The 22,319-nt window shown below is 34.5% G+C and carries 18 protein-coding genes and 1 tRNA gene; 9 read left to right on the top strand and 10 right to left on the bottom strand.

Translation table 11 applies throughout. The features are described from left to right. Window positions 1–43 precede the first annotated feature (43 nt). The 3 genes from porM (at window position 44) to DDD_RS04035 (ending at window position 3,685) form a co-directional block, all read left to right on the top strand. On the top strand, window positions 44–1,588 hold the full coding sequence (porM, locus tag DDD_RS04045) for a type IX secretion system motor protein PorM/GldM (protein ID WP_041566920.1): 1,545 nt from the start codon (window positions 44–46) through the stop codon (window positions 1,586–1,588). Window positions 1,589–1,609: 21 nt separating this feature from the next. After that, on the top strand, window positions 1,610–2,539 hold the full coding sequence (gene porN, locus DDD_RS04040; protein ID WP_015361485.1) for a type IX secretion system ring subunit PorN/GldN: 930 nt from the start codon (window positions 1,610–1,612) through the stop codon (window positions 2,537–2,539). 78 nt (window positions 2,540–2,617) lie between these two features. Beyond that, window positions 2,618–3,685 carry an NAD(P)/FAD-dependent oxidoreductase gene (locus DDD_RS04035; RefSeq protein WP_015361484.1) on the top strand — a complete coding sequence of 356 codons (1,068 nt, stop codon included), beginning with the start codon at window positions 2,618–2,620 and terminating at the stop codon, window positions 3,683–3,685. A gap of 244 nt (window positions 3,686–3,929) precedes the next feature. On the opposite strand, the gene DDD_RS04030 is transcribed toward DDD_RS04035, so the two are convergent. Then, entirely contained in the window at window positions 3,930–4,313 is a 384-nt protein-coding gene (locus DDD_RS04030; RefSeq protein ID WP_015361483.1) for a DUF983 domain-containing protein, read from the bottom strand. A gap of 57 nt (window positions 4,314–4,370) precedes the next feature. Between DDD_RS04030 and DDD_RS04025 the strand changes: the two genes are divergently transcribed. From DDD_RS04025 to DDD_RS04000, 6 genes are all read left to right on the top strand, one after another. After that, window positions 4,371–6,299 (top strand): ABC-F family ATP-binding cassette domain-containing protein, encoded by a 1,929-nt coding sequence (locus DDD_RS04025; protein ID WP_015361482.1) that lies wholly within the window; start codon window positions 4,371–4,373, stop codon window positions 6,297–6,299. Window positions 6,300–6,379: 80 nt separating this feature from the next. Then, the gene (locus tag DDD_RS04020) at window positions 6,380–7,534 is read left to right on the top strand and encodes an efflux RND transporter periplasmic adaptor subunit (protein WP_015361481.1); all 1,155 of its coding nucleotides are present in this window, start codon (window positions 6,380–6,382) and stop codon (window positions 7,532–7,534) included. 3 nt (window positions 7,535–7,537) lie between these two features. After that, window positions 7,538–10,756 (top strand): efflux RND transporter permease subunit, encoded by a 3,219-nt coding sequence (locus DDD_RS04015; RefSeq protein ID WP_015361480.1) that lies wholly within the window; start codon window positions 7,538–7,540, stop codon window positions 10,754–10,756. Further along, on the top strand, window positions 10,749–12,110 hold the full coding sequence (locus tag DDD_RS04010) for a TolC family protein (RefSeq protein ID WP_201764102.1): 1,362 nt from the start codon (window positions 10,749–10,751) through the stop codon (window positions 12,108–12,110). The genes DDD_RS04015 and DDD_RS04010 overlap by 8 nt, the downstream gene beginning before the upstream one ends. Beyond that, window positions 12,107–12,286 carry a CPXCG motif-containing cysteine-rich protein gene (locus tag DDD_RS04005; RefSeq protein ID WP_041566919.1) on the top strand — a complete coding sequence of 60 codons (180 nt, stop codon included), beginning with the start codon at window positions 12,107–12,109 and terminating at the stop codon, window positions 12,284–12,286. The genes DDD_RS04010 and DDD_RS04005 overlap by 4 nt, the downstream gene beginning before the upstream one ends. Before the next feature lie 121 nt (window positions 12,287–12,407). After that, window positions 12,408–12,480: transfer RNA gene (locus tag DDD_RS04000), tRNA-Met, on the top strand. On the opposite strand, the gene DDD_RS18385 is transcribed toward DDD_RS04000, so the two are convergent. The 9 genes from DDD_RS18385 to DDD_RS03960 all read right to left on the bottom strand — a co-directional run bounded on the left by DDD_RS18385 (window position 12,440) and on the right by DDD_RS03960 (window position 22,313). Continuing rightward, window positions 12,440–14,026, bottom strand: a complete 1,587-nt coding sequence (locus DDD_RS18385) for a recombinase family protein (RefSeq protein WP_015361477.1) — start codon at window positions 14,024–14,026, stop codon at window positions 12,440–12,442. The two genes, DDD_RS04000 and DDD_RS18385, sit on opposite strands and share 41 nt — an antisense overlap. Before the next feature lie 150 nt (window positions 14,027–14,176). Then, entirely contained in the window at window positions 14,177–14,983 is an 807-nt protein-coding gene (locus DDD_RS03995) for a hypothetical protein (protein ID WP_015361475.1), read from the bottom strand. A 64-nt stretch (window positions 14,984–15,047) separates the two neighbouring features. Continuing rightward, on the bottom strand, window positions 15,048–16,295 hold the full coding sequence (locus DDD_RS03990; protein WP_015361474.1) for a restriction endonuclease subunit M: 1,248 nt from the start codon (window positions 16,293–16,295) through the stop codon (window positions 15,048–15,050). After that, window positions 16,295–17,326: a hypothetical protein gene (locus tag DDD_RS03985; protein WP_015361473.1), complete on the bottom strand. Its 1,032-nt coding sequence runs from the start codon at window positions 17,324–17,326 to the stop codon at window positions 16,295–16,297. Before DDD_RS03985 ends, DDD_RS03990 begins: the two co-directional genes overlap by 1 nt. 1 nt (window position 17,327) lies before the next feature. Beyond that, a complete protein-coding gene (locus tag DDD_RS03980; RefSeq protein ID WP_015361472.1) occupies window positions 17,328–17,924 on the bottom strand; it encodes a hypothetical protein in 597 nt (198 codons plus the stop codon). Continuing rightward, a complete protein-coding gene (locus DDD_RS03975) occupies window positions 17,914–19,848 on the bottom strand; it encodes an AAA family ATPase (RefSeq protein WP_015361471.1) in 1,935 nt (644 codons plus the stop codon). Before DDD_RS03975 ends, DDD_RS03980 begins: the two co-directional genes overlap by 11 nt. A gap of 70 nt (window positions 19,849–19,918) precedes the next feature. Further along, a complete protein-coding gene (locus DDD_RS03970) occupies window positions 19,919–20,899 on the bottom strand; it encodes a hypothetical protein (protein ID WP_041566918.1) in 981 nt (326 codons plus the stop codon). Between the two features lie 231 nt (window positions 20,900–21,130). Continuing rightward, on the bottom strand, window positions 21,131–21,811 hold the full coding sequence (locus DDD_RS03965; RefSeq protein ID WP_015361469.1) for a recombinase family protein: 681 nt from the start codon (window positions 21,809–21,811) through the stop codon (window positions 21,131–21,133). Window positions 21,812–21,851: 40 nt separating this feature from the next. Then, window positions 21,852–22,313, bottom strand: coding sequence for a DUF488 domain-containing protein (locus DDD_RS03960; protein ID WP_015361468.1), 462 nt, complete (start codon window positions 22,311–22,313; stop codon window positions 21,852–21,854). Window positions 22,314–22,319: the final 6 nt, after the last annotated feature.

Genomic DNA, 22,319 nt, shown 5'->3' with positions numbered 1-22,319 from the left:
GTTAAATTTTAATTTAAACTATAACAAAACTAATTAGAATATTATGGCAGGAGGAAAACAGTCCCCAAGGCAGAAGATGATTAACCTAATGTATTTGGTTTTCATCGCAATGCTTGCGTTAAACATGAGTAAGGAAGTGCTTACAGCATTCGGTTTGCTTAATGTTAATATAGAAGAAAGTAATGCTGCGGCTACCGCAAAAAATAATGCTGCAATGGCAGGGTTGACCCAATTAGCATCGGAACAACCAAAACAATATGGTGATGCAAAGTTGAAAGGTGAAAAAGTTGATCAAATATCGAAAGAGTACTTTAATTATCTTGAAGGTTTGAAAAATGAAATGGAAGGTACCGTGGATGATTCTGAAGATTATGCGGTTATGGATAAAGGTGACTTTTTAGATGTAAAGTTTCTTAAAGGCGGTAAAATAACACCAGAAGGTCAAGAGTTTCTAGACCGTATGACTGGATATAGAGACGCTATAAAAGAAACCATACCTAATAATACGGGATTAGCAAATGAACTGGATGAGAAATTTACCCCAGAACCTGTTGAAAATAGAGATGGTGTAATGGTTCCTTATTTAGATTATAATTACAAGGGGTATCCTTTAATTGCTTCGATTGCAAAAGTTACTTTATTACAAAGCGAAGTTAAGAACATAGAAACTCAAGTGTTAGCTGGGTTAATAAGTTCAGAGCAGGCAAGTGCGTTAAGTGTTACAAAGCTTACTACTTTGCTGGAACAACCTAAATCTGCTTATTATAATGGTGAGACCTTTGATGGAAGTATTGTATTAGGGAAAAAAGATCCTACTTTCAAACCTAAACGAGTAGAATTAAAATTAGATGGTCGTAACTTAACTCAAGGTAAGGATTTTGAAATTTCAGAAGGCCGTATCGATCTTAAAGTAGGTGCTGGTAGTCCTGGAGATCACAAAATTACAGGTGCTTTAATTTTCGAAGAAGGCGGAAAGGAAGAGTCTATAACTGTCGAACAGTCTTTTGCAACCATTCCAAAGCCTAATTCTGCTACAATTGCAGCAGATAAAATGAATGTTGTTTATCGTGGTGTTCCTAACCCTATGACAATCTCTTTTGCTGGTGTTTCAGGTAATAACGTAAACGCTAGTGCTCCTGGTCTTACTAGAAAGTCTGGTGATAGCTATGTTATGAATCCTGGATCTGGTACTTCGGTAAAAATTAACGTGACGGCCAAGCTTTCTACTGGTGAGTCTGTTTCTGATTCTAAAGAATTCCGTATTAAAAACTTACCACGTCCAACAGGTATGGTAAGTAAAGCTTACGAAAATGTGCGTAAAACGCGTAGTAACCTTGCAATTTCAACAGTATCAGCTGAGTTCTTAGATTTTGATTTTGATTTAACTCCTAGAGTTACTGGTTTCTTGTTTAAAGTTCCTGGTCAACCTTCTGTTCCAGTTACTGGGACTAAACTAAGTGGTACAGCGGTTAATGTTTTGAATAAGGCTCGTAAAGGAGACTTAGTTCAGTTTGCAAATATTAAAGCAGTATTGCCAGGAGTCAATGTGAAAAGTGTCTCTGACGTCACTGTAGAAATTACAGACTAATTAATATTATAAATTCAAATTATGAATAAGATCATAGTTGTATTAGCAGCAATAGCTCTTTCAGGAAGTGCTTTTGCTCAAAACAATATCCTTAATGCAAAAAGTCCAGCTGAGTTTGGTACTAAAACTTCGGCTCAGCAGGAAAATGATAACGATAAACCACTGCCGTACGGTTTTGTTGGAGATCGTGACATTTTATGGCAACGTACGGTATGGGAAACTATCGATCTAGACGAGCGAGTTAATTTTCCACTATACTACCCAGTAGATACGAATTATGTGGGTAAAGAACGTAGATCTTTATATCATGTATTGACTGCAGCTGCTATGTCTGAAGAGATCACGCTTTATGGTGATTCTTATTTTAATGAAGCACGTGAGTTTAAAGATATAGAGAATACCTTAAAAAGTCAGAAGATTACTAATGCCGGGATCGATATATTAAATGACAATGGTGTAATTCCAGAAGAAGGTGTAAAGCCTTTAGATATCGATACAACTTATAACATTCCTGGTTTTGATGAATACATTGAGACGAGAACTATAGGTGCAGATGATGTTAAGGAATACAGGATTCGTGGTTTGTGGTATTTTGATACACGCCAAAGTGAGTTGAGATATAGATTGTTGGGTATTTGTCCAGTGACACCAGATGTGAATTTTCCAGATGATCCTACAGGCGTAGAGTTGTTTTGGATTTATTATCCTGATGCCAGAGAGTTACTTCATAATAACAAAGCTTTCAACACTCTGAACTCTGCTAGACCTATTTCTTTTGATCATATTCTAAACTCCAGGAGATTCAATGCTCTTATCTATAAAATGGATAATGTACAAGGTGATAGATCAATTGATAGTTATATCGCTGATAATTCAATGATGCAATTATTAGAGTCAGATAGATTGAAAGAGATCGTTCGGAATTTTGAATTAGATATGTGGAATTATTAATTCCTATTATATTACATAAAGAAAAGCTTCACTTATTGTGAAGCTTTTTTTATTCACCTCGTTTTAAGATTATTATTTTTGGCATTAAAAGATTTGAAAACAGATTTTGACATTATAGTAGTAGGTTCTGGTATTGCCGGTTGTTCGCTTGCATGGCAATGGCATTTGAATGGGAAATCGGTATTATTAGTAGGTGATGGAAAGAAAGGTTCTTCTTCAGTCGCGGCTGGAGTGTATAACCCAACTATTTTGAAAAGATTTACCTCTGTTTGGAAAGCTGGAGAGCAATTAGATTATTTGAATAGCTTTTACCCTTTAATTGAAGAAAAGGTCGCTTCCAAATTCTTACATCCTATTGAAATTCTTAGAAGATTACATGATGAACGCGAGGTTAAAACATGGCAAAAAAAATCTCAACGTCCCGAATTGAAACCTTTCATGTCTCATGATATTTTTCCTTATGACAATGCTGCGATAGAAGCTCCTTTTAATTATGGAAAAGTTTCTGGAACTGGTTGGGTGGATACTATAGGATATATGAAGCTTTCAAGAAAGTATTTTTTATATCAGAATAATTTCTTAGAAGAAGAGTTCGATTACAATGAGCTAGTTCATTCAAAAGATTCTGTAAAGTATAAAATTTATCATGCTTCTAAAATTATATTTTCTGAAGGTTTTAAAATGACAGCAAATCCTTTCTTTAGTGACCTTCCACTTCAAGGAAATAAAGGTGAGGTATTGACGGTTAAAATTCCAGGATTACAATTAGATTACATTATTAAGTCTTCTGTTTTCTTGATGCCTTATATTGACGACCTTTTCTGGGTAGGTGCCACCTATAACAGAGATGAGTTGTCAGACATGCCAACAGATGAAGCCAAAACTTTTCTCATTTCACGGTTAGAGCGTTTTTTAAAGTTGCCTTATGAAATAGTAGATCATAAGCACGGCATACGACCTACAACAAAGGATCGAAGACCTTTTGTAGGTGCGCACAAAGATTTTCCTAATTATATGGTGTTTAATGGTATGGGAAGTCGTGCAGTCCTTATGGCACCATGGGCAGCAAAGCAGCTATTTGATTCTCTTTATAATAATCAGCCGCTCAACGAAGAAATCAATATCAATAGGTTTAACAATAACTAAAACTATTCAATTATAAAAAGTCTTAGTTATTTTATGCCTTTATAATTTGAAATTATTTCTCACCGCTGTTCAGGAATGACAAAATAATGGCTTATTATTTTTGGAATGAGACCAGCTTTTTCTTGCTAATTATATTCAGAATTTCAAATTTTCCTAACTCCTAACTCCTAACTCCTAACTCCTAACTCCTAACTCCTAACTCCTAACTCCTAACTCCTAACTCCTAACTCCTAACTCCTAACTCCTAACTCCTCTTCGCCTTTTCTTTATCGTAATCCATAAAAATATTGATCCAGATATTACGACTGATGCGTATAACTATAGGAAGACTAAATATAGAAATGAAGGTAATCACAAGAAAGATATTCCATCTAGAAAGGTCGAGTAAGAAATAAGTAACTGCAAAAGCAACCATTGCAATAGCAACACCTACTCCATAACTCACGTACATTGAACCATAGAAAAAGCTAGGTTCAATCTTGTATTTAGTATCACAGTGACTGCACCTTTCTCTCATTTCCTGAGTTTTCTTAGGATTGTACAAATTACTACTCGTATACATGGATTCATTTTGACATACAGGGCAGGTTCCTGTAAAAATGCTGTATAATTTAGTTCCTTTTAGCATGATAAAACTTTAGTAATAGTCTGTAAAAACACATCTTTGCAAAGATACAAAACGACTATGCTCAACGTTCACGATTTACATGTTAGTTTCGGTGGAGAACCGTTATTTGAAGAGATTACATTTAGGCTCAATGCGGGCAATCGCGTAGGTCTCATCGGTAAAAATGGTGCCGGAAAATCTACGCTTCTTAAAGTGATTTCTGGTGATATTGCTCACGACCAAGGTAATATTGCTATAGAAAAGGATATGAGCATAGGTTTCCTGAGACAAGATATTGATTTTGAAAAAGGTCGTACGGTGCTGGAGGAAGCTTATACCGCTTTCGCGAAAGCGAGAACCATAGAGTCACAAATCGAGCAAATAAATGAAGAGTTAGCCACTAGAACAGACTATGAGTCAGATTCCTATTCAAAACTCATAGAAGATATAGGAGATCTCAACCATGAATATGAAATAATAGGTGGTTACCAATACAAAGGAGAAACCGAGAAAATACTTAAAGGACTTGCGTTCAAACCAGAGCAGTTTAATAAATTAACTGACGAGCTTTCTGGTGGATGGCGCATGAGAATTGAGCTGGCTAAATTACTACTTGAAAAACACGATATTCTATTACTGGATGAGCCTACTAACCACTTAGATATCGATTCTATTCTCTGGTTAGAATCTTTTTTGCAAACCTATCCAGGTGCTGTGGTGATTGTAAGTCACGATAAAATGTTTCTCGATAACGTGACTAACCGTACAATTGAAATAAGTCTAGGCCGCATTTATGATTACCCAAAGCCTTACACTAAGTTCCTTGCCCTAAGAGCAGAAATGCGCGAACAACAAGAAGCCACTTTTAAGAACCAGCAAAAGGAAATTGAGCGTACGGAGAAGCTCATCCAAAAATTCAAAGCCAAAGCTAGTAAAGCAACCATGGCACAATCGCTGGTTAAAAAACTGGACCGCATGGACGTGGTAGAGATAGAGCAAACAGATAATGCAGCGATGAACATCAACTTTGCGACATCTATCCAGCCTGGGAAAATAGTTTTAGATATTGAAAATATCAGTAAATCTTATGGTGATAAAAAAGTTCTTGAAGATGTAGGTCTTTCTTTAGAGCGTGGTAAACGTGTTGCATTTGTAGGTCAAAATGGAATGGGAAAATCCACGCTGGCCAAAATAATCGTAGGAGATGTAAAAGCGCAAGGAAACGTGAATTTAGGGCATAATGTTCAGCTTGGGTATTTTGCACAAAATCAAGCCGAGTATCTCGATGGTGAGAAAACGGTTTTGGATACCATGCTCGATGCCGCAACCGACAATAATCGTGTCAAGGTGCGCGATATGCTAGGTTCATTTCTCTTTAGAGGTGATGAGGCAGAGAAAAAGGTAAAAGTATTAAGTGGTGGAGAACGCAACAGGCTCGCTTTATGTAAACTGTTATTACAGCCATTTAATGTCTTGATTATGGATGAGCCTACTAACCACTTAGACATTCAGTCTAAAAATGTACTCAAAGCTGCATTAGTAAAATTTGATGGTACTTTAATAGTGGTTTCTCACGATAGGGAATTTTTACAAGGTCTTACAGAGTTGGTTTATGAATTCCGCGATCATAAGCTCAATTTATATTTAGGTGATATCGATTATTATCTTGATCAAAGAAAGGCTGAGGACATGAGAGCCATTGAGAAGGTAGAAGTGAAGAAGGATGATACGCTTTCGCGAAAGCGAGATCCTCAGAAACAGCAACTTTCCTACGAAGATCAAAAAAAGCAAAAATCACTTAATAACCGGCTCTCTAAAGCAGAATCTAAAATTAATGAACTAGAGAAAAAGATTTCTAAACTCGATGCAGAGCTTGCCGCAAACTATGACGAGCTAGCCCAAAAGGAAGGATTCTTTGACGGTTATCAGTCTAAAAAGAAAGAATTAGAAGACTGGATGACTAAGTGGGAAAACATTTCTGAGGAGCTAGAAAATTTTGATAGTTAGGTTTAAGTATTATTTAAGACATAAAGTTTTATACTTGACTAGTTTTGACGGTTGATTTATAATAAATAACTATCACTAGAATGCGCAAAGTAATACTATCTATTCTCGCTGTTATATTAATTTTGGGTGCTGCATTTGGTGCAAAAATGATTATTGACAGCAAAACTGCTCCGAAGCCAAAAGTCAAGAAGGATATTAAAATAGTATCTACTGATACGATTCAAAATACTAAGATTCCTATTATAATTCCTGCAAATGGTAATCTTGAAGCAAAGAAACGAGTAGAGTTGTTTGCAGAAGTTACTGGTGTTTTTAGGCCTACAGGTAAATTGTTTAGAACCGGACAAAATTATCGCGCTGGTGAGACCATCATTCTTATCGATAATACAGAGTTTTATGCACAAGTAAGAAGTTCAAGAAGTAACCTTAATAATCAAATCACGTCGTTAATGCCAGATTTAAGACTGGATTATCCAGAATCCTATCCACAATGGTTGGATTATTTAAATTCCCTAGACACTGATCGAACTATTCCAAAACTTCCTGAACCTAAAAATGATAAAGAAAAGTACTTTATTACTGGAAGAAATATTTATACTACTTACTACAATATCAAAAACCTAGAAAACCGACTTACTAAATTTAGAATTACAGCTCCGTTTAATGGTATTTTAACTGAAGCTATGGTAAGCGAAGGAACACTAGTGCGTAACGGGCAACAATTAGGAGAGTTTATCCAAAGCGGTACTTTTGAAATACAAGTTGCCATAAGTGCTGATTTTTCTGATTTGCTTGAAATAGGAAAGCAAGTGGAGTTGAGCAATATTTCTGGCACTAAAAATTATACAGGAAAAGTGACGCGTATTAACGGTAAAGTAGATCAATCTACTCAAACCATTACCACCGTTATTGAGGTGTCGCATCCTGATCTTAAAGAAGGAATGTACCTTACGGCAAATTTACAAGCTCAAGAGGTTGAAAAAGCTATCTCTATAGACCGCAGTTTGCTTCAAGAAGGGAATCAAATTTTTACTGTTGAAGAAGGAAAGCTAGCGCTTACTGATGTTACTCCAGTTCATTTTTCTGATAAAAAGGTAGTTCTCAAAGGACTTAAAGATGGAACTGTTATCATAATTAAATCAGTTCCTGGCGCATATGAAGGCCTTATTGTTAAGACCGAAAAACAAGCAAGAGAAGAAAAAGAAAAGGAATCTAACGACGCTCAATCAGAATAAATTATGAGAAAAGTAATAGCTTATTTCATAAAACATCATGTTGCTGTAAATGTTGTTATTGCTGCATTTGTGATATTTGGAGTTCTAGGAGTTTTATCATTAAAGTCTTCCTTTTTTCCATTAGTTGACTCTAAAATCATAACTATAAATGTGATTTATCCTGGAGCATCACCACAAGAAATTGAAGAAGGTGTGGTGCTTAAGATTGAGGATAACCTAAAAGGGATCGAAGGTATTGATCGTGTGACATCTGCATCACGAGAGAATTCTGGAACCATTACCGTAGAAATTATCAAAGGCTATGATATCGATTTCATGCTGCTAGAGATTAAAAATGCAGTAGATCGAGTACCATCATTTCCTGTTGGTATGGAACCTCTAGTAGTTGCCAAACAAGAAAATGCAAGACCTACGATCGTTTTTTCTTTAAGTGGAAAAAATGTGCCACTTAAAACGCTTAAGCAGCTAGCACGAGATGTAGAAAATGATTTAAGAGGTATTGATGGTATTTCACAAATTTCTATCGCTGGTTATCCAGATGAAGAAATTGAGATTGCAGTAAATGAAAATACACTTTTAGGGTATAATCTCACCTTTCAAGAAGTAGCAGATGCTGTTGCTGCATCAAACATCTTGACCACTGGTGGTAATATCAAAACAAATACGGAGGAGTATTTAATAAGAGCTAACAATAGAAGTTATTATGGTGATGAACTAAGTTTTGTGCCAGTAAGAACTCTTGCAGACGGCTCAACCGTTTATTTAAAAGACGTTGCTGAAATCAGGGATCGCTTTTCAGAAACACCTAATGCTTCCTATTTTAATGAAGAACGATCTGTAAATATTACGGTAACAAGTACTAACTCTGAAGATCTAATTGTTAGTGCAGATAAGGTAAAAGAATATATTGAAGAGTACAACCAGCGTTCAAGTAATGTAGAGTTAAACGTAGTTCGAGATTTATCAATTACGCTTAATCAACGTACTGCATTACTTACTGAGAATGCAATAGTAGGAATGCTATTAGTATTATTGTTTCTTTCTATATTTTTAAATACAAGACTAGCCTTTTGGGTTGCTTTTGGTTTACCTATTGCTTTTTTGGGAATGTTCATATTTGCTGGCCAATTTGATGTGACTATAAATGTTCTTTCTTTGTTTGGGATGATCATCGTTATCGGTATTCTCGTGGATGACGGTATCGTGATTGCAGAGAATATTTATCAACATTATGAAGATGGTAAAAGTCCAGTACAAGCGGCTATTGATGGTACAATGGAAGTTATACCACCTATCCTAAGCGCTATTATTACGACTATTCTTGCTTTTTCTACCTTTCTATTTCTGGATGGTAGAATAGGAGAGTTCTTTAGTGAGGTTTCGGTAATTGTTATTTTAACCTTAACCGTTTCTCTAGTTGAGGCGCTTATTATTTTACCTGCTCACTTAGCTCATTCTAAAGCCTTAAAACCTAGATCAGATCAGCCTAAAAAAGGTATCGCTCGATTATTCCAGAAAATGCGCGTTGTCAACGATTATGGTGATAAAGCTATGAACTGGATGAGAGATACAGTGTATGCTCCAGCACTGCGATTTACTATAAAGTATAAATTATTGGCTTTCTCATTTTTTCTTTCGGCGTTGTTACTTACGATAGGCTCTGTACAAGGTGGAATTGTAGGTGTGACACTTTTTCCTAGTATTTCTAGTGATCAGGTATCGGTTAATCTCTCCATGCCTAATGGAACAGCAGAAAGTATCACTGATTCTATTATTTCTTCAATAGAAGAGAAAGCAAAAATCGTTAATAAGGAACTTACTAAAGAATATTTAACTGATGAGAAGTACGGCGATACCGTTCAGCTTTTTGAGAATATTATCAAAGCACAAACATCTTCTTCATCAGCGAGTTTATCGATCAATTTACTACCAGGAGAGACGAGGCCAGAAGAATTAAAATCACCTATTGTAGCAAATCGTTTGAGAGAGCTTGTAGGCACTATTCCTGGCGCAGAAACGTTGACCTTTGGTTCTGGTGGTAACTTTGGAGGTAGTCCAGTAGCGGTTTCTCTATTAAGCAACGACATCAGCGAATTAAAAGCTGCGACAGAAGATTTTAAAGAAATATTGAGTCGCAATCCTTTGCTTAAAGATATTGAAGACAACGATCCTGCTGGTATAAAAGAAATCAATCTTGAACTTAATGATAATGCATTTGCCTTAGGTCTCAATTCGCGCGAAATCATGTCTCAAGTAAGAGCCGCTTTCTTCGGTAGAGAAGCCCAGCGTTTCCAACGAGGACAAGACGAGATCAGAGTTTGGGTGCGATACGATAGAGAAAACCGTAGCAGTATTAAAGATCTGGATGAGTTTAGAATTACTACACCTACAGGAGATAAAGTACCATTGCGTGATGTAGCGAGCTATACGATCAAGAGAGGTGACGTGGTCATCAATCACTTAGAAGGAAGACGCGAGATTTTGATCAGTGCAGATATGAAAGATCCTAATCAAAGCGCTACTGACATTCTGGAGGATATAAGAACTAACATCATTCCAGATTTACAGAAAAAATATCCTACCATATCTCCTAATTATCTAAGTGGACAAGCACGAGAAGCCGAAAAGATAAGCAGCAGCGCTGGTTTTATTTTTCCTATTGTACTATTACTCATTTATTTTGTGATTGCCTTTACTTTCCGTAGTGGTACACAACCTATCATGCTCATATTATTAATACCATTTAGTTTTATAGCAGTAGCATGGGGACACTGGATTCACGGTTTTCCAGTAAACATTCTTTCCATGTTGGGTATTATTGCATTGATAGGGATTATGGTAAATGATGGATTGGTTTTGATAGGTAAATTTAATTCTTTGATAAAAAGTGGTTTACAATTTGACGAGGCACTTTTTGAAGCTGGTAAAAGCAGGTTTAGAGCCATATTTTTAACTTCGTTGACAACTGTCGCTGGTCTTGCGCCACTATTACTTGAGAAAAGTCGTCAAGCACAATTTCTAAAGCCTATGGCTATTTCCATTTCTTACGGAATTGGAATCGCAACCTTGTTGACTTTACTTTTATTGCCCTTGTTTTTAAGTTTTGGAAACAATATTAAAGTATGGATTCATTGGTTGAAAACTGGAGAAAAAATAGAAAAAACTGAGGTAACTAGCATTGCCAAAGAGCAACAAGCACTAGAAGAATATGAAAATGAGTAAGCTGGTTTATAGTTTAGGTGTTTTGATGTGTCTCGCTTTCGCGAAAGCGTACTCACAACAACCTATTGAAAGCGTTTTAAGCAAAGAAGATGCTGTAAAATTAATGTTAGAAAACAACTACGGCATCAAAATCGCAGAAAACACCACCAAAATCGCAGAGAATAACTCTGGAATCTTGAATTCTGGGTACTTGCCATCGTTGCAAGGAACGGCAGGAGCGTCAAAAGATGAGAACGATTCTAGAACAGATTTTAACGGCGCACTAGATCAAAACGGTGATCCTCGACCAGATATAGAAATTAACGATGCCCAAACCACGCAGTATAATGCGGGACTTAATTTGAATTATACTTTATTTGATGGTTTAGGACGTTTGTACAATTACAAGAGGCTTCAAGAGCAGTTTGCTTTGAGTCAGCTAGAAGCTCGATCTACTATTGAGACAACTACAGTACAATTAATGAGCGTATATCTGGAAGTTGCACGCATCACAGAGAACGTTAAGGTTTTTGAACAAAATTTGGAAATTTCTAAAAAACGTGAGGAACGTGCTCAATACCAATTTGAATATGGACAAGCTAATAAGTTAGAAGTTCTTAATGCGCAAGTAGATATAAATACCGATAGCATTAATATCATGAATTCTTTGCAGCAGTTGCGCAATACAAAAAGAGATTTAAACTTATTACTGAATCGTGAGTTAAATGCCAGCTTTGCAGTAGATACTACCGTAACATTACAAAGCTTGCTGGTAATCGATAGTTTTCTAGAAAAAGTACCTGAGAATAACGTACGACTATTACAGTCAGAAACCTCATTGCAAATAAGTGATTACGATATCAAAACTACTAGGGCGTTATTGTTACCTAGAATAGGTTTAACCGGAAGTTATGGGTGGAATAGGACGGAGAATCCGCCTAGTGCGTTTTTTCCAGCGACTACTCGTACAGCTTCTAATGTTGCTATAGGAGCAAATTTGACTTGGGATATTTTTGATGGTGGTAGTTCAATAAACAATTTGCGCAATGCAAAAATTGCTTACGAAAATGAAGCTCTTTTTAAAAGTCAGATGGAGCAAGAAGTAGCAAGAGATGTAGCCAATGCAAAGGGAAATTACATGAACGCTCTTGCCATCTATAGAATGCAAGAGCAAAACGTGTTGACTAATAAAAGTAATTTTGAACGTACACAAGAACAATTCAAACTAGGACAGGTTTCTAGTGTGGAATTTAGGCAGGCCCAAGTAAACCTCTTAAATGCTGAAACGGTAAAGAATCTTGCAAAATACGACGCAAAATTAGCAGAATACCAGTTGCTTCAATTAGCTGGACAGATCCTAAATGTAGCATTGTGATAGAACATTATTTTATGTGTCCGCATTGCTGGCAAGAGATTTCTATGTTGTTAGATCCTGCTTATTCACAAACTTATGTAGAAGACTGTGAAGTATGTTGCAACCCTATTGAAATACAAGTGGCTTTTGAAGAAGGCGAATTGACGAGTTTTGAGGCAAGGGAATTAGGCCAATAAAATATTTACGTATTATCTTGTGTAATGTATCAAACCGATGTATATTTGCACCCCAATAAAACAATAAGTCGTCAGAGTAATGATCTGAAGTTGTAAAACAAGTGACTGATAGTTTTTAAATCGCGAGGTAGAGCAGTAGGTAGCTCGTCGGGCTCATAACCCGAAGGTCGCTGGTTCGAGTCCAGTCCTCGCTACTACCAAGGAGTTAATATTTTTATTAGCTCCTTTTTTTTTGTTTAATTGTTGGAAACCCTTGTTTTTATTGCAAATGAGGTTGATGATATTAACAAAGGGTAAGGTTCGGAATTTATTTTTATCAAAATATAACTTATCGTTAAAGTACGAACTTAGCAATTTCGTTTTAACCTCTATTGAAGCATTTTTGTAATAATAGTCTAGGCTGACAAATATGTTTAAGCCAAATCTTACGTATTTGTCTAAGCCATCTTGATAGTCTCCCAGCTGTTCTCTTTCCGTTTTTAACTTGTTGATATCATATTCAGTTGCTGTTATAGCTTTCTGATATATTTCGTTAGAAAGCAAATCTCGTGCAAATTTATCTGTGAGGGACAATTGTAATTTTTCAACCTCTTCAATTTGTTTATTAATGTTAGATAGCATTTTTATTCTATTCCGAGAATTGGTTTTGTAATTGTCTATGAGGATATGACGAAAAAGTTCTATAACTTCCGCTGAGGGTTTAATAGACGCCAAGGCAGATAGGAATTTAGAGTGAATTTCTTCGGGAGTATATGACTCACCACAATTATTTGCACATCTGTAATAATTATACCAAGTTGTCTTATTTCTTTTTTTACCATTATTACTTGTGCTTCCTCTCATAGGACTACCGCATGAGCTACAGTAGAGAAAGGTGTTTAAGGGGAATAGTGGATTTTTACCTCTAATTTTCTTTTTATTCTTGTTTTTGCCTTGCTTGATTCTCTGAACTTTTAGGAATAGATCTTCCGTTATAATTGGCTGATGACATCCTTTGATCTGGGTAAAAGGCGAAGTCTCGTATCTTTTTAAGTCAATTATTCCTGCGTAAAGAGGATTTGAAAGTATAACGCTTATTGCACTTTTTGAAGTTTTCAGACCTTTAGCTCTAAATTTAGTTAGTAGCTCTCTCTGATTGTATAATCCAGTGGAGTAGTCTTCAAAAAGTTCTTTAACTAATGGAGCTTTCTCATTCGGAACCATTCCTTTTTTCCCGATAAACTCTCCTCTGGAAATAGTTCCTCTGCTGTACCCTAAAGGTGGAGTTTTAGTATATCTTCCGCTCTGTAATGCTCTTCTTTCACCTGCTCTCGTCCTTTCATAAATACAAGCTCTTTCATATTCAGCAAACGTAAATTTTAAATGCATAAGCATTTGCCCTTGAGGAGATTGAATGTTTTCAATCCATTCATCTACAAAATTAACTTCAATCCCTAATTCTGAAATTTCATCAAATGCTTCTAATCCTGTTTTCAAGCCTCTAGTAAATCTGTCAGCTTTTTTTGTTAAAAACAGATCCACATCATTTCGATTATCCTTTAAATATTTAAATGAATTTTCAAATTCTGGTCGATTAAATGTTTTACCTGAAAATGTGTCTACATATAATTCTAATAATACTATTCCTTGATTCGTACAAAAACTTTTTATACTTAGCTTTTGCTCCTCAATTGAAGAACCATCCTTCTGACTTTCTGAGCTTATGCGTAGGTAGCCTACTGCGGTTTTATATTTTTTCATTCTCTTTTCTGTCTACTAGCTTCTTCATTTACCAATCTCGACATTTTTTCAAGAAATTCTCGTATTTGAATCACCTCCTCTTTAGAATAACAACGGTCGCTGTTATCTTCCAGAATAATTTGACATTTTTCAATTGATAACATACATCCACTACTTTTTACCATTTATTATAGTGCTATTTTCTTCATCGATACTTACTAGTATTTCTGAAAAAGACCAATTTTCAATAGATTGAATAACGTCATCACTTTGGAGTAACATATCGTAATGTTCGATGTATCGAATATCATTTTCCGTAATTTTTACTTTGAGAAATTGATAGTCTCCAGTGCGCAGAAAGAATAGAAGTTTGATTTTTTCAATTGAATCAAAAGGAAGGCTTAGAAGCGATATTTTATCTAAAGTATTGTTGGGGTATTCGGGCTTGATGAAAAGATCTAAATCAAGCCTTATATGAGGGAGAAGTTGACTTTTTAGTGCTATTGCTTGATAGTTTTTAGAAGAAAGTATTCTTGCGCCTCCATCTTTATAAACGATTAATACTTGCGACTCTAAGAGGATTGCATTTAAAAATTGAAATTTAATTAGCGAAAATTCTCCTAATAAATAATCAAATAAAATCTTCCTAGTTCTTAAAAGACTTGGTATTGAAACTCCAAAACTTCTTAGCTCAATAATTATATTTATCCAAATACTTTCAATCTTATCAAAACGTTTGATTTTACCTTTATCATCAGGTGAAACTTGGACGAGTCCCTTTTCAATCCAGTTGTTCAGGACTCTTGCACTTGGCTCTGATTTAGCTCTAAATTTTTTGTTTAGACAATATTTTATTGTTGAACTGGCAGAAAACTGGATCAACTTCTCTGGAATTTGCTCCAGTTTTTCAATTGTTGCGTTTTGATCAAACTTTGTTAATACCTCTTTTGAACGCAATTTATTTACATCTATACCCATAGCAAAATTTTTGGTAAAGGTACGATATTACATTAATGTAACAAAATTAAATATTTAAAGAAGTCTATTTCCTTTCTAGGATTATTAGACTTTCTCTAAGCTTATCTATATCGGGGCTGTATTTAGACTTTCTTTTCAAAATGTCTCTTAGTACACCAACTTCTCTTAGTTTCCACCCGTTATTTGAAGCAATGTCCGCTAAAATCAAATCGACTGGAATATGAACATTGGCGTATGCAGAAGTTGAAACTACGATCCATAAGTGAGCATTTTCATTTGCTTTTGTCTTGAGTTGCTGGAATATCTTTTCCATGTCATCAAAATAAGCATAAACCATTGGAATGATTTGCTTATGTCTAATTTGACTTTCATTCCTTTTCAAGTCGTTGATGATCTTGTTGAATAGTAATCCAAAATCTTCTTTTTTTGAATGTTTCCATCTAGCTTGAACATGAGAACGTAAAGTTTTTAATCTCAATCTGTAAAGTTCTTCATGACTTTTTACAAATTTTCCCATGAATAATTCAGGTCGATAAATGTCCGTGTAATCAAAGGTGTTCAAGTACGGTGGTGATGTTATGCAAAAGTCAAATTTCTCAGAGATTTTGCCTAATTGTTTTCTTACATCACCAGAAATAATTTTTGGTCTTTGAACAATACGATTTTCTAAATCAGCAATAATTTGATTAACTTTTATATCCAAAGAAGTAAGTAAAGTTTCTTTAGAATACCCTTTTTCTTGCCAGTCATTCTTGTACCTGACACACTTACCATCCTTTCTAGCATTGCAGTTATCCATCACGGACGACATTAGTGCTAGCTTTAGTAGTTTTGATGAATTGGATTTATCATTTTTAACAATGTTGAGACCTCCTTCATAAGCTTGCAGTACTTCTTTGTTGAAAAGCCATTTGCTATTGTTTTTATTACTTTCAGTGAATGTCGAAAAATTTTCTAAAGGTGATTTAGAACCCCTATCAATAGATTCCTTGACTTTATTGTATTGATCCATTAGTCTTTTAGGATCTGCGTTCAAAGTTTTTGATTTGGAAACAAAGCTTGTAAATGGGTTGACCTCAAACCCTATCGAAGGAATTAAGTTTTGCGAAGCTGTTAATGTTACGGTTCCGCTTCCATTGAATGGGTCAAGAATAGTCGATTTTGAATTTAACTCATACAAGTCAATACCTTGTCTAACTAACTTTTCTGAAAAACCTTCTTTGTAGTAATACCATCGATGTCTTGATTGCTCTCGGGTGCTTGGCGCATTAGAATAGCCTTTATCTTTTAGCCTGAAATCGTTATTAATCATCAGTTTAAACAGTTAGGTTCTAAAAATATCCTTACGTGAGGTTCAAAGTCATTTCTTAGGGAAGGATAATTGGGATCTAAATCAATTTCTTCATTTTGAAATTTGAAACCATCTTCCCTAGATAATGCGGTCGTATCTTTGGATACTTTATCTCTCCTAGCATCGAAAGTTACGAGGTAGCCTCTAGTATTTTGATCTGGTGATTCCGTTCTAAACAAATTTAGATATTCTACTAATTGTATAGCACCTTCATTTACACGACGTTCTGCTTTGTTTTTTAAATAAGCATTACCAGAACCAGACATTCCAATCCATTTTACTTCGATCAATGCTACTTTGTTACTATAGTTCCAAGAGATTTTAATATCTATTGGTTTACTAACATTTACATTTTGTTCTCTTAAGAGTTCTTTGTAATTCCTTAAATTACTCTTTAGAAATTGGTATAAAGAATCTCTTAAAATCCATTCAGGCGAAGGGACGAGAACGACTCGATTATCATTTGTCCATGCCTTCGCTCTCATTATAAGACAAGATGATGTTCTAGCTTCCTTTCTTTTATATTGAGCCAAAGCTTCATCTAATTCTTTGTAAGATGGTTTAATAAAATAGCTATCGTGTCCTTCTAAATGATTCAATTTATCCTTACTTCCATCTGAAAGATAAAAGCTTTCGTATAAGTTTGTATATTCATAGATTATTGCCTTGTCACAGAAGTTTTGCGGATCGAAGTCTTCTATTTCACGAACTAAATAGCCATTATCTTTCAATTCAATTAAAACATTACTCTTTGTCCAACTGACTAATTCGTTGAGTTTATAAAAGGAGGCGTCTCTAATTAGACACTCGTCCTCCATATTTTTTAGTACGTATATTGAATCAAATTTTCTTAAATCTAAAACGGTATATATATCCCTGAGTTCCTTCGTCAATCTATTCAGGTTTTGCTCTCCAATAGCTCCATAGGCATCAATTATTTTGGCTACATACAGATTTTTAAGATAGCTTTCTATCAGATCAGTAACATCCATATTATCCAATCTGATTTTTACCAAGTAAAGAAAGCCAAGTTAAAGCTGGAACAACTAAGTGATCAGAATATTTACCCTCTAAAGCCTTATGTAAACTTGTGAATTGTTCATACAAAAGCTCGACAGATAGATCCTCTTCATCTAGTAAATTTTTTCTATCAGAAATTTCAATAACGTCATTTAGAATAGGTTCCTTGAACAGAGATTCTTTAACAACTGAAAAGGGTGAATATTGTAAACAGTTGACTGAGGCATTGAGATATTTCTCTCGGTCTGCATTTAAATTTAATTCTGATAAGCGATTAAAATTAATCATACCTCGATCAGTTATTTGTAGGTAACCATCGTCGCTGATTAACATATCATTTCTATTCAATAATTTAATCGCTTCATTTATCTGAACTGAATATGGAGCACCTATGTCATTCTTTATAAAATGGTAGTTCCAATAAGTCAGTGTTTTACCGTCATAAAGAGAGAGTAAACAAGCTAAATAAGAAAACAATTGAATTTCTTGCTCAGCGACGTCCCCAAGTAATTTTTGCAATTTCTCTACTAATGAAATAACATCATATGTTGTATATGGGTTAATCTGCATTTGAGTTCAGCTTTTTTTCAATTGCGTCGTAGGCTCTATCAATTTTATCTTCTTCCTGTTGTTGTACGTCAGACAACAACGTCCATTCAGTCATTCTTTCTAATTTCATTCTAGAATCCTTACACTGATCAGCAAGTACTAATAATAATTCAGAAGAATTGATATTCGCAGTCATTAATAATCTATTATTAAAAGCAAAATTAGCAAACATTTTTCCAGCTTTACTTTCATAAGCTATGTCGAGAGATCCTTCTGGAGTATCAATTAAGAACATTGCTGAATTACACGCATAATCAATAAGAGCCATTCTTAAACCTATATCCACAAAGTAGCGTTGACTCTCTGAGAGTTGATGTGATTTTACTCTCTCTGTATCATTTATCTCTAACACTAGAACAGTTCCGCCTGTCCTATTCCTCAAGTGGATTTGTACTTCAAAGCCCAGAAAATTTTCTACGTAACTTTTGAATTTTGGAATAAAATCATCCTGAGCTTTTTTAAAACTTTTATAAAGAGTTTTTTCAAGCTCTTTTAGTTGATCTTTCTTTTTTTCACGATCAGTCTTTCTAGCTTCAATATCTTCATTTAGTTTGTCTATTTGCTTTTCGTAAGAAGAAAGTACACCGGTGACATCATTTTTTGAATCTGCTCTTAAAGACTTTATAATTTCCCCATATTCTTCTTCGATTTTAAATAGACGCTTTTCTTTATCTAGAATAGCTTTGTGAAGCTCTGTATATTCACCTTGTAATCTTATTTTAATCTTATTAGATCTATCGATGTTATCTTTGATTTCTTGAATCTGTTTATCGATTGTTTTTAGATCATCTGTATTTATTAAATCATCTTGCTTCTTGCTTTGGCAGTGCTCCTGTCGTATCCTCGCCACTATATCATCAATAGATTTACTGTAGTCTAACTCATTGCAAATTTCATTTTGAAGGCTTTGGAATATTTTTTTTAACTGCTCATCATCACATAAGTCTTTTTGATTATTTTCAAAAAGTCGCCCGAATTGTTGTTCATATACATTTTCTAATTCAGTTCTTCGTAGGGAGTAATCTGATAAGTTAAGATCCGCTTGTTTAGTTTCTCTAGTGTTAGAATAGACTTTCTCTTTAAGTTCAAGAACCTCGTCATCTAATATTTCATATTCTTTAGAGATTTCATCTGAAATACCAGAGCTTGCCTCCTGCAGTTTGTCTTCTAGTGACTTAACCGTTTTAAGTGTTCTGTTTCTTTGGTCACTCCAGTTTCTAATGTTTGATCCAAATTGATTTATTTTTTTTCGTAACTCATTAGCATTTTGGGCTTCTTCTGGATTAAGTCCTATAAATAGATATAGTGCAGTTTCCATTAGACTTTCGTCCCAAAATAGTAAATGATGATATTCATCAAATGTTAATATGAAATGCTGAATAAAAAAATATTGATCAAAGCTGTTCAGCCCAGTTTCCTTCAAAACAAAATCTACATATTCTTGATGCTTTTTCGCTTCTGACAGTTTGGTATATTCATTCAAACCCTTCTTAAAGGAAATTAGTTGATCAGATTGAAAAAAGCTTCTTTCTATTTCAATTCTTTTATCTCCTATTTTCAACTTTATAATAACGCTAGCCCTTTCTCTATCCTCTTCTAAAATTCTACCATTGAAGTATTCCTCAGCGAATTTTTTGTTTTGGTTATAAAATTGAGATGTCGAAACTATAGACTTGAAATTCTTTTTAGGATTAAGAACCACACCGGTAAGCCCATAATTTATTATTGTTAAAAAGGTTGATTTCCCTAATCCATTTGCACCAGCAAGACAAAATACATCTTTGTCAAATGTTATTTCAACAGCTTCTTTTCTCTTATAAAGAGAAAAGTTTTTTATTGTAACTTTTTCTATTACTGGGAAGTGAAATTTTTTGTGGCTAGACAAGTCGTTTTTTTTTGCAATTTACAATAAATATAATACGTGTAAAACGTTAATTTATTGGTAGAAGATTGATTTAGAAACAATCCATTTTAATCATTTGAGAGTTAATGAAGTTCATAAGCTGAACATTACCAGAACCTGTTCTTATTCTTTGACTTTCAGAATTTTTGTCAGCAATATCAAACTCCTTTTGTAGACCTTTACAGTCTTTAAATAGGATCATTTTTATAATTCTAATATTAACCTCCTCATCATAATTTTCCCAAAATTCAGAATCATAATTATCAGGTAAATGGTCGCTTCTTTTATGATTTGACTTAAGAAATTTAATATAGCCTTCGACAGTAGCTAATCTTGGATTAATAAATTTCTTGTCATTGGCAGTAAACCAATTAGAAATGCCTTTTGATTTTGCTTCGTAAAGTGCATTTATAGCTTTTTTATTGTTTGGATCAAGTATGTTGAAAATGGCACTGAGATCGTATGGGTAGTCAATGCTCCATTTCTTTTCTCCCTTTGTATTATAAAAGGTTTGTGGTAATCCATAGTAATTGAATCGTTTTTGATATCGATTCAAACTACTCAATATTGGTTGCGTTAGACCTCCCTTATTTGGAAGCGTTAAAAGTGTGACGTTTATAATAAATTCAATTTTGTCATCAGCATTTGGTAATCTTTCTACTTTAGCTAATAATGATTCATCAATAGAAAACATTTCCTTTCCTTCTTGATTAACGTAACTACTCCTTACACCATCATTGATGGCATTTAGTATAACTAAATATTCTGGGTTTGTTTGTAAGCTATCTACAATCTGTATATAGGTGTTGTTTTGTTTAAGTTTTTCTATAGCTAAATTTCTTTGACTTAATGCTAAAGAATCTAATTGAGAGGTGATTTTTTCAGAATCTTTAATATAGTCTTGATATTTCCAAAGTTCATCTAGCGGACTTTTTTTTGAATTGTTCGAGCAACTAGATACAAAACCAATAAGAATAAGTAGAGTGATTTTGGCGATTTTATGATACCTCAACGGCAGGGTGTTTATAGACATATTTATTAGTATGAGCTACCAGTCCTTGTAGCATTGTGAAAATTAAGAAGCGTGGAACTGAGGCTCATAAGTATCAAAGGTATCGCCAAACACCCATCCACCATATAAGTACAGCCCACGCCATTATCCACGTGGGCGTCATACTTTTTATAGGTGAATTTTTAAAATTTGGCGATTTTATGATACCTAAAAAGCTAACGCTTCCTTTTATATTTATAATAATTTCTTAAATCATATATTCTGTTTTTGTTCTTCTACAAATCTATTAAATAATCTTTGTACTTGATTCTGTTGAAATTTATTTCCTCTTCTTGTACAAAAGCCCAAATTATTTAATTCGTTTGCTATTGTATAAAATGTTTTCCCTTGTTTTTCTAAAGCAACTATCATCGCTGTAGCCTTTCTATTGTTGCTGTCTAATCTAGCATTCCTAATTCTCTGCTCCATTCCTTTAATCCGAGCTTTTGAGGTCAGATTTTCTGGATTTCCTAATTTGAAACCTTGACTTTTCTTTTCCGCTAACGCTGCTTTGGTTCTTATACTTATTCTTTCTCTTTCATCTTGGGCGAGAACAGCCATAATTCCTATCGTTACAGAATTTGCTTCTGGCATATCTACGCATTTGAATTTGACCTGTGAGTCTCTGAGTTTAAAAATAAACGCAGCATTTCTACTAAGCCTGTCTAATTTTGCAATGAGTAATATAGCTCCAGATTGTCTACAAATATCAATTGCTTTAAGTAAATTGGGTCTATTGTTGTTTTTACCACTTTCGATATCGGTAAACTCGCAAGATATGACGTCATCTACTGACAGGAAATTTAGTACCGCTTTTTTCTGAGAATCTAATCCTAACCCAGACCTCCCTTGTTTTTGAGTGCTAACTCGATAATAGGCTACAAAATTATTCATTAGTTACATTTTTTAGATGGATGTTTAAGAAACGTAATCATTAGAAGAGTTCATTTAAGATCGTACCGTCTTTGAGTATATGTTTCACTCTGTAACCCATTAATTCTAAATAATCACCTATCATAGCCTTTCTATGACAACTGTTTGGATTCAACTCTGCACAAAGGAGAACGATATTAAAATCTGTTGATAGTTCTTTTACAGCATTAATACCTTCTTGAAATATTTCGGTTCTGATTACTTTGTCATAGTCAACTACATTATCAGTGTAACAACTAACGTCATTAGGTCTTCCGCCTAACTCATTACCTAAGAATAGATACTTGATATCATTGTTCATTAAATGGAGTTCAAGCTTTACTTTTCTAAAGTTTGGATTGAATCTGGAGAATGGAGTAGTGCGCACATCAACAAGTAGCGTGACCCCAAATCTTTTCAGCTTAAATATTATGTCTTCAATTCTCTGGTTTCCATATCCGATAGTGAAAATTTCTGGATGCATAAGTTT

The sequence above is a fragment of the Nonlabens dokdonensis DSW-6 genome (genome assembly GCF_000332115.1).
GTDB lineage: Bacteria > Bacteroidota > Bacteroidia > Flavobacteriales > Flavobacteriaceae > Nonlabens > Nonlabens dokdonensis.
This window is presented reverse-complemented; position numbering and strand designations above follow the sequence as displayed.

What these genes read in the sequence shown, in the direction of transcription:
- porM (WP_041566920.1), top strand. Translation starts at nt 44, where the DNA reads ATGGCAGGAGGAAAACAGTCCCCAAGGCAGAAGATGATTAACCTAATG.
- porN (WP_015361485.1), top strand. Translation starts at nt 1,610, where the DNA reads ATGAATAAGATCATAGTTGTATTAGCAGCAATAGCTCTTTCAGGAAGT.
- DDD_RS04030 (WP_015361483.1), bottom strand. Translation starts at nt 4,313, where the DNA reads ATGCTAAAAGGAACTAAATTATACAGCATTTTTACAGGAACCTGCCCT.
- DDD_RS04025 (WP_015361482.1), top strand. Translation starts at nt 4,371, where the DNA reads ATGCTCAACGTTCACGATTTACATGTTAGTTTCGGTGGAGAACCGTTA.
- DDD_RS04020 (WP_015361481.1), top strand. Translation starts at nt 6,380, where the DNA reads ATGCGCAAAGTAATACTATCTATTCTCGCTGTTATATTAATTTTGGGT.
- DDD_RS04015 (WP_015361480.1), top strand. Translation starts at nt 7,538, where the DNA reads ATGAGAAAAGTAATAGCTTATTTCATAAAACATCATGTTGCTGTAAAT.
- DDD_RS04010 (WP_201764102.1), top strand. Translation starts at nt 10,749, where the DNA reads ATGAGTAAGCTGGTTTATAGTTTAGGTGTTTTGATGTGTCTCGCTTTC.
- DDD_RS18385 (WP_015361477.1), bottom strand. Translation starts at nt 14,026, where the DNA reads ATGAAAAAATATAAAACCGCAGTAGGCTACCTACGCATAAGCTCAGAA.
- DDD_RS03995 (WP_015361475.1), bottom strand. Translation starts at nt 14,983, where the DNA reads ATGGGTATAGATGTAAATAAATTGCGTTCAAAAGAGGTATTAACAAAG.
- DDD_RS03990 (WP_015361474.1), bottom strand. Translation starts at nt 16,295, where the DNA reads ATGATTAATAACGATTTCAGGCTAAAAGATAAAGGCTATTCTAATGCG.
- DDD_RS03985 (WP_015361473.1), bottom strand. Translation starts at nt 17,326, where the DNA reads ATGGATGTTACTGATCTGATAGAAAGCTATCTTAAAAATCTGTATGTA.
- DDD_RS03980 (WP_015361472.1), bottom strand. Translation starts at nt 17,924, where the DNA reads ATGCAGATTAACCCATATACAACATATGATGTTATTTCATTAGTAGAG.
- DDD_RS03970 (WP_041566918.1), bottom strand. Translation starts at nt 20,899, where the DNA reads ATGTCTATAAACACCCTGCCGTTGAGGTATCATAAAATCGCCAAAATC.
- DDD_RS03965 (WP_015361469.1), bottom strand. Translation starts at nt 21,811, where the DNA reads ATGAATAATTTTGTAGCCTATTATCGAGTTAGCACTCAAAAACAAGGG.
- DDD_RS03960 (WP_015361468.1), bottom strand. Translation starts at nt 22,313, where the DNA reads ATGCATCCAGAAATTTTCACTATCGGATATGGAAACCAGAGAATTGAA.